The sequence below is a fragment of the Acidovorax sp. HMWF018 genome (assembly GCF_003061035.1).
Classification (GTDB): domain Bacteria; phylum Pseudomonadota; class Gammaproteobacteria; order Burkholderiales; family Burkholderiaceae_C; genus Acidovorax; species Acidovorax delafieldii.
The window spans coordinates 1-6,532 of sequence record NZ_QAIM01000275.1 but is presented as its reverse complement, the minus strand read 5'-3'; the positions used below and the strand labels follow the sequence as shown (position 1 = coordinate 6,532).

At 67.6% G+C, this 6,532-nt stretch carries 7 protein-coding genes; all 7 read right to left on the bottom strand.

Going from position 1 to position 6,532, the window contains the following annotated elements; translation table 11 throughout:
• Nucleotides 1-108: 108 nt before the first annotated feature.
• Nucleotides 109-1,743, bottom strand: a complete 1,635-nt coding sequence (locus DBR23_RS10335; RefSeq protein WP_108498188.1) for a long-chain-fatty-acid--CoA ligase — start codon at nt 1,741-1,743, stop codon at nt 109-111.
• Nucleotides 1,744-1,907: 164 nt separating this feature from the next.
• Nucleotides 1,908-3,395 carry a 4-hydroxy-3-polyprenylbenzoate decarboxylase gene (ubiD, locus tag DBR23_RS10330; protein WP_108498187.1) on the bottom strand — a complete coding sequence of 496 codons (1,488 nt, stop codon included), beginning with the start codon at nt 3,393-3,395 and terminating at the stop codon, nt 1,908-1,910.
• 66 nt (nt 3,396-3,461) lie between these two features.
• On the bottom strand, nt 3,462-4,058 hold the full coding sequence (locus DBR23_RS10325; RefSeq protein WP_108498186.1) for a UbiX family flavin prenyltransferase: 597 nt from the start codon (nt 4,056-4,058) through the stop codon (nt 3,462-3,464).
• Entirely contained in the window at nt 4,051-4,464 is a 414-nt protein-coding gene (locus tag DBR23_RS10320) for a putative zinc-binding protein (protein ID WP_108498185.1), read from the bottom strand. Before DBR23_RS10320 ends, DBR23_RS10325 begins: the two co-directional genes overlap by 8 nt.
• Before the next feature lie 2 nt (nt 4,465-4,466).
• Complete coding sequence (locus tag DBR23_RS10315) at nt 4,467-5,003, bottom strand: SCP2 domain-containing protein (protein WP_108498184.1); 537 nt, start codon at nt 5,001-5,003, stop codon at nt 4,467-4,469.
• Between the two features lie 17 nt (nt 5,004-5,020).
• Nucleotides 5,021-5,641, bottom strand: a complete 621-nt coding sequence (locus DBR23_RS10310; RefSeq protein WP_056642167.1) for a hemolysin III family protein — start codon at nt 5,639-5,641, stop codon at nt 5,021-5,023.
• An 18-nt stretch (nt 5,642-5,659) separates the two neighbouring features.
• Nucleotides 5,660-6,532: U32 family peptidase (locus DBR23_RS10305; protein ID WP_108498183.1), on the bottom strand; the 873-nt coding region annotated here is incomplete at its 5' end.

The following is a 6,532-nucleotide window of genomic DNA, read 5'->3' as shown; positions in this document are numbered from 1 at the left end:
CGGCGCATGCGCCGGCCTTGAGCCATTGATGAGGCCATTTCCTGGGAACCATGTTCATGTGTGTCTCCGTGGGGTGGTGGGTAGAAACTGCGTCAATGCGGGGCGATGTCACTCGCCGCCGAACACCGAGCCATGGCGTTGCCGCAGCTCGTTTTTCTGGACCTTGCCGGTGCCGCCCAGCGGCAGGCTTTCGACAAACAGCACTTCGTCGGGCAGCCACCACTTGGCAACACGCTCTGCGAGGAAGTCCAGGATCTGCGCCTTGTCGAGCGACTGGCCGGGCTTGCGCACGATGAAGAGCAGCGGGCGTTCGTCCCACTTGGGGTGCTTGACGCCGATGACAGCGGCCATGGCCACCGCCGGGTGGGCCACGGCGGCGTTCTCCAGGTCGATGGAGCTGATCCACTCGCCGCCCGACTTGATCACGTCCTTGGTGCGGTCGCGAATCTGCACCACGCCCTGCGGGCTGATGGTGGCGATATCGCCCGTGGGAAACCAGCCATCGGCCAGCGCCGAACGCTCGGCCTTGTGGTACCGGTCCACGATCCACTGGCCGCGCACCATCAGCTCGCCCTGCGCCACGCCGTCGCGCGGCAGGCTGGCGCCGTTTTCATCCACCAGCTTGAGCTCGATACCGAACACCGACTTGCCCTGCTTGGCGACCAGCGCGTGGCGGTCCTCGGGCGGCAGTTCGGCGTCGGCCGCGCCCAGCACGCTCATGGTGGCAATGGCCGTGGTCTCCGTCATGCCCCAGCCGTGGCGCACCTCCACGTCGTACACGTCGTTGAACTTGGCGATCAGCGCCTTGGGCATGGCAGAGCCCCCCACGCCCGTGCGGCGCATGGTGGTAAAGCGCAGCTGGTTCTGCTCCACATGCTGGATGAGGCCCATCCAGATGGTGGGCACACCCGCGCTGACGGTGACGCGCTCGGACTCCATCAGCTCGTACAGGCTGGCGGCGTCCAGGCGTGGGCCGGGCAGCACCAGCTTGGCCCCCCCAATCAGGGCCGCATAGGGCAGGCACCAGGCGTTGATGTGGAACATGGGCACCACGGGCAGGATGGTCTCTCGCGCGCTGATGCTCAGCACGCCCGGCATGCAGGCCGACAGGGCACTGAGCGCCAGCGCCCGGTGCGAATACAGCACGCCCTTGGGGTTGCCGGTGGTGCCCGAGGTGTAGCACAGCGCTGCGCCGGTCTTTTCATCACATTCGGGCCACGCAAAGCGGTCATGCTGGCCGGCCACCAGGGTCTCGTAGGCCTCGACCCCGGGCACCCCTTGCAGGTCGATGGTGCCCAGCGTCTCCGCATCACACAGCGCCACCCAGTGCCGTACGCGGGGGCACGACCCCGCAATGGCGCGCACCAGTGGTGCGAAGGTAGTGTCAAACAGCACCACCTCGTCATCGGCGTGGTTGACGATGTAGGCCAGCTGCTCGGGGTGCAGGCGTGGGTTGCAGGTGTGCATGACCATGCCGCTGCCGGACACGGCGTAGTACGCCTCCAGGTGGCGGTGGTTGTTCCAGGCCAGCGACCCCACTACGCTGCCAGGGCGCAGGCCCAGCGCCTGCAATGCGTTGGCCAGCTGCCGGGCGCGCCGGGCCATGTCGGCAAAGCGGTAGCGGTGCAGGCTGCCATTGGTGTCGCGCGAGACGATTTGCTGGTCGCCGTACTGGTTCTCACCGTGCTCGAGGATGGCCGAGACCAGTAACGGCCGATCCATCATGCTGCCGGGCTGCTGCATTGCTGTCGTCTCCTTGTGGTGTGCGCGGTGCTGCATCGCGGTATCCGTGGGATGCCGGTGCAGAGCCCTCTTTGCCGGGGCTGGCGCATCGTCGCAAACAACGCGGGGCGTGCTTGTCTTCTACGTGACTGGAGCGCACAGCACCGCCGTGGTGCACGGACGGTTCACAGGCCCAGCGCTGTGAAAAGACCGTCCATGCGCGCCTGCACGGCGGCGTCCATGTCCATGGGACGGCCCCATTCGCGCTGGGTCTCCCCCGGCCACTTGTTCGTGGCGTCCATCCCCATCTTGCTGCCCAAGCCGCTGATAGGCGAGGCGAAGTCCAGGTAGTCGATGGGTGTGTGCTCCACCAGCAGGGTGTCGCGCGCCGGGTCCATGCGGGTGGTGATGGCCCAGATCACGTCTTTCCAGTCGCGCACATCCACGTCGTCGTCCACCACCACGATGAATTTCGTGTACATGAACTGGCGCAGGTGGCTCCACACGCCCATCATCACGCGCCGCGCGTGGCCGGCGTAGGCCTTGCGGATGCTGACCACGGCCATGCGGTAACTGCAGCCTTCGGGGGGCAGGTAGAAATCCACGATCTCGGGGAACTGCTTTTGCAAGAGGGGGATAAACAGCTCGTTCATCGCCAGGCCCAGCACGGCGGGCTCGTCGGGCGGCTTGCCCGTGTAGGTGCTGTGGTAGATCGTGTCCTTGCGCAGTGTGATGCGGTCCACGGTGAGAACGGGGAACTCGGCGCATTCGTTGTAGTAGCCGGTGTGATCGCCGTACGGCCCTTCCAGCGCATGCTGCCAGCCGCTCGCGTGATGGGCATCGGGCTGGATGTGGCCTTCGAGCACGATCTCGGCGGTGGCGGGCACCGAGAGGGGCACGCCCAGCGCGGGCGTGACCTCGGTGCGTGCGCCGCGCAGCAGACCTGCGAACTGGTATTCGCTTAGAGAATCCGGCACGGGCGTGACGGCGCCCAGCAACGTGGCCGGGTCGGCCCCCAGCGCCACGGCCACGGGGTAGGGCTGGCCGGGGTGGGCGGCGCAGTGGTCGGCAAAGTCCAGCGCGCCGCCCCGGTGCGCCAGCCAGCGCACGACGACCTGGTTGCGCGAGAGCACCTGCTGGCGGTAGATGCCCAGGTTCTGCCGGGCCTTGCGCGGACCGCGCGTGATGGTTAGGCCCCAGGTGATGAGAGGGGCCACGTCGCCGGGCCAGCAGTGCTGCACGGGCAGGCGGGCCAGGTCGACATCGGGCCCTTCCCACACCTCTTGCTGGCAGGGCGCGCCGCGCGCCATGGTGTGGGGTGCCATGTTCCACAGGGTCTTGAGCAGCTGGCCCATGCCCAGCATGTCCTTGAAGCCTTTGGGGGCCTCGGGCTCCTTGAGGGTGGCCAGCAATTCGCCCAGCGCGCGCACACCGCGGAGGTCGGCCACACCCATGGCGCGGGCCACGCGGGCCGTCGTGCCAAACAGGTTGGTGAGCACGGGCATGCGGTGGCCCGTGGGCTGGGTGAACAGCAGCGCCGGGCCACCTGCGCGCAGCACGCGGTCGCTGAGCGCGGTCATCTCCAGGTGGGGCGAGACGCTGCCCTCCACGCGGCGCAGGTCGCCCGTGGCTTCGAGCTGGGCCATGAAGTCGCGCAGGTCGCGGTAGGCCATATCAGTACCAATATTTGAACAAAATAGGCCGACAGCGCTTATCCATCATGCGCTGACAGCTACCAATTAAAGAGCATTCAATTCCAAGCCCACCCACCGAGGCGCCAGGGTGTGCGGCACATCGATGAGGTCTAGCACGCGGGCCACGCTGTAATCCACCACCTCGCCCACGGTCTGCGGGCGCAGGTAGAACGCGGGCAGCGGCGGGCAGACGATGCCGCCCATCTCGGTCACGGCCACCATGTTGCGCAGGTGCGTGAGGTGCAGGGGCGACTCGCGCACCATCAGTACCAGGCGGCGGCGCTCCTTGAGGGCCACATCGGCCGCGCGCGTGAGCAGGTTGTCGGCCAGCCCGTGCGCAATGGCGGCGAGTGTGCGCATGGAACACGGCGCGACCACCATGGCATGGCACTGGAACGAGCCGCTCGCAATGGCCGCGCCCACGTTGGCCACGTCGTGCACGCGGTGCGCCAGCGCTTCCACCGCAGGGCGGTCCATGTCCAGCTCGTGCTGCAGGTTGCGCCAGCCGGCATGGGAGACGACCAGGTGGGTTTCGATGCCGGGCAGGCCCTGCAGCACCTGCAGCAGGCGCGCGCCATACACGGCGCCGCTGGCGCCGGAGATGCCCACGATGATGCGGCGCAAGGTGGTGGGCTCAGCCATGCGAGGCCTCCACCACAGTGGGGCGCTGCAAGGGCTGCGCCTGCTGATCGGCCTCCACCTGCTCCAGCACCAGCGCGGCCTGCACGGGGTCAAAGTCTTCGTGCGCGCGTTTTTTCACACCGTACTGCTGCAGCTGGTAATGCCGGTCGGCAACGATGCCGTGGCGCGCGAGCGTGCTTTTGACACAGACCAGCGGGCAGCCGTCGAGCGCGATGATGGGCCGACCCGAGCGCACGATCTTCATCAGGTGCGGCACATCGCCCCCCACGCCCGCAATGCACGACATCTCGGCCACGCCGTGCCGGTCGAGCTGCAGCGCCACGTGGTTGGCCAGCTGCGCTGCGCTGGAGCAGCCGGAGCAGGAATAGACCAACGGGTGGTTCTGGGGATGGGTGTGGGTGGTCATGCTCACCCTCCGTTGCGTGGTGTCGGGTCCAGGCGGCGGCGCAGGTGGCCCAGCACCTGGCGCGGCGCCAACTTCTGCGCCCACTGGCGCGGGTCCAGCACCGGCAGCTCAATCGCGTCGAGTGCGTTCTTCACCACCAGGCCCAGCTCGGTGTCGCCCTCCATCGACAGGCGGCGACTGAAGAACAGCGTGTCCGGGTCCTGCTGGCGCTGGGCCAGCAGCAGGAAGTCGTGGGCCGTGGCGCTCAGCGTCACGTCGGCCACCACCGGGGCGACCAGCGGGGCGTGGGGCGCAAAACGCTGGCCCGTCCAGGCAAAGTCGAACGCCACGCGCGCATCGCGCACCTGCACCCGCATCTTCTTATGCAGCAGCAAGCGGCCCACATCACCGGGCAGGTGCCGCACGAGCGCCAGGTTGAGCGCCGTCACCAGCAGCATCGAGCCGGGGTAGGCGGGAAAGCGCGCCAGCAAAGCCCCCACGGGAGGCGGCACCAGCCGTGGGTTCGCGGCAGGCGTGGGCGAAGAAGGGAAAGCAGCCATAGGTAGAAGACCGGCCCTCAGGCCACGTAGAAAAACACGGTGAAAAAATGGCAGACACTGCCGCCCAGCACAAACAGGTGCCACAGCCCGTGGCCATGGCGCACGCGGTGGTCCAGCGCATAGAAGACGATGCCCAGCGTGTAGCAGGCACCGCCCGCCAGCAGCCAGGCAAACCCGGCTGGCGTGAGCGCCTGCCACAGTGGCACCACGGCCACCAGCGCCAGCCAGCCCATGAGCACATAGATGACCAGCGACAGCACACGTGCACCACGCGCCCACCAGATCTCTTGCGCAATGCCCAGCAGGGCCAGGCCCCACACCACGCCCAGCAGCGACCAACCCCAGGCGCCGCGCAGCGACACCAGCGCAAACGGCGTGTAGCTGCCCGCAATCAGCAGGTAGATGCTGCAGTGGTCCAGCTTTTGCAGCACTGCCTTGATGGTGCGCCGACGCACGCTGTGGTACGCGGTGGAGGCCGCGTACAGCGCCACCAGCATGGCGCCATAGATGCTGAACGCGACCACCTTCCACGGGTCACCCAGGCGCGCCGCCAGCGTGATGAGCACGGCCGCGCCCGCCGTGGCCAGCAGGGCGCCGACCAGGTGGCTGATGCTGTTGAAGCGTTCTCCGGGGTACATGCGGTGATTCGCTTTGCGTTATGGATTCATCGCAGGCCGCGCGGCACCACCACCCGCGGCCCCTTGCAGCCCCTGCTCCAGGCCTGGGCGCCCGAACCAGTAGCCGTTGCAGGGCAGATCGGGCATGAAGGGCTGCATGCGCTCCACAAAGTCGGGGGTCTTTTCAGCAGTCTCTTTCGCAACCACTGCGCGGCGGGCTTCGTCAAACGCGGTGATCACCTGCGGCATGTGGTGCGCCTGCGGGCTCAGCCGCACCACGTCCACACCCTGGGCGCGCATCGCGGCCAATTCGTTGGCCAGGTTGTAGACGCGGGCCGATTGCGTTTGTGTGCCATTGAGCACCAGAAAACCCTCGCTCTCGCGCGTGCGCAGCGGCAGTCCGTCAGCATGGTCGAGGCAGCTGAACTGGCAGTCGTCCTTGGGCAGGTTGCGGTGGCGCGCGGTGAAGCAGCGTGCCGAATAGGCCAGTGGCATGCGCCCGTAGGCAAACACCTCGGTCTCGATGTCTGCGGGCCGCTGCGCCAGCACGGCGGAGAGGGCGTCCTGCGACATTTCGAGCGGCATCACCCAGCGGGTGGCACCCAGCTGCGCCATCCATTGCAGCGAGTGCGCGTTGTACAGGTTCAGGTGCGGTCCGGCCACAAAGGCCTGCGGCCCGGCGGGTGCTCGCGCAAGGCAGCTCACCGCACCCATGTCATTGGCCTCGACCAGAAACTCGCCGTTGCCTGTGATCTTGTGCATCACGCCCACGTCGGCGCTGGACTCGATGAGCACCTGGCTGGACAAGACCGCCTCCTTGCCCGCGTCCCGCAGCATGCGCGCCAGCGCCAGCCAGTCGACCAGGCGCAACTCATGGCGGCGTGAGCACACCGTTTCGCCCAGGTACACCAC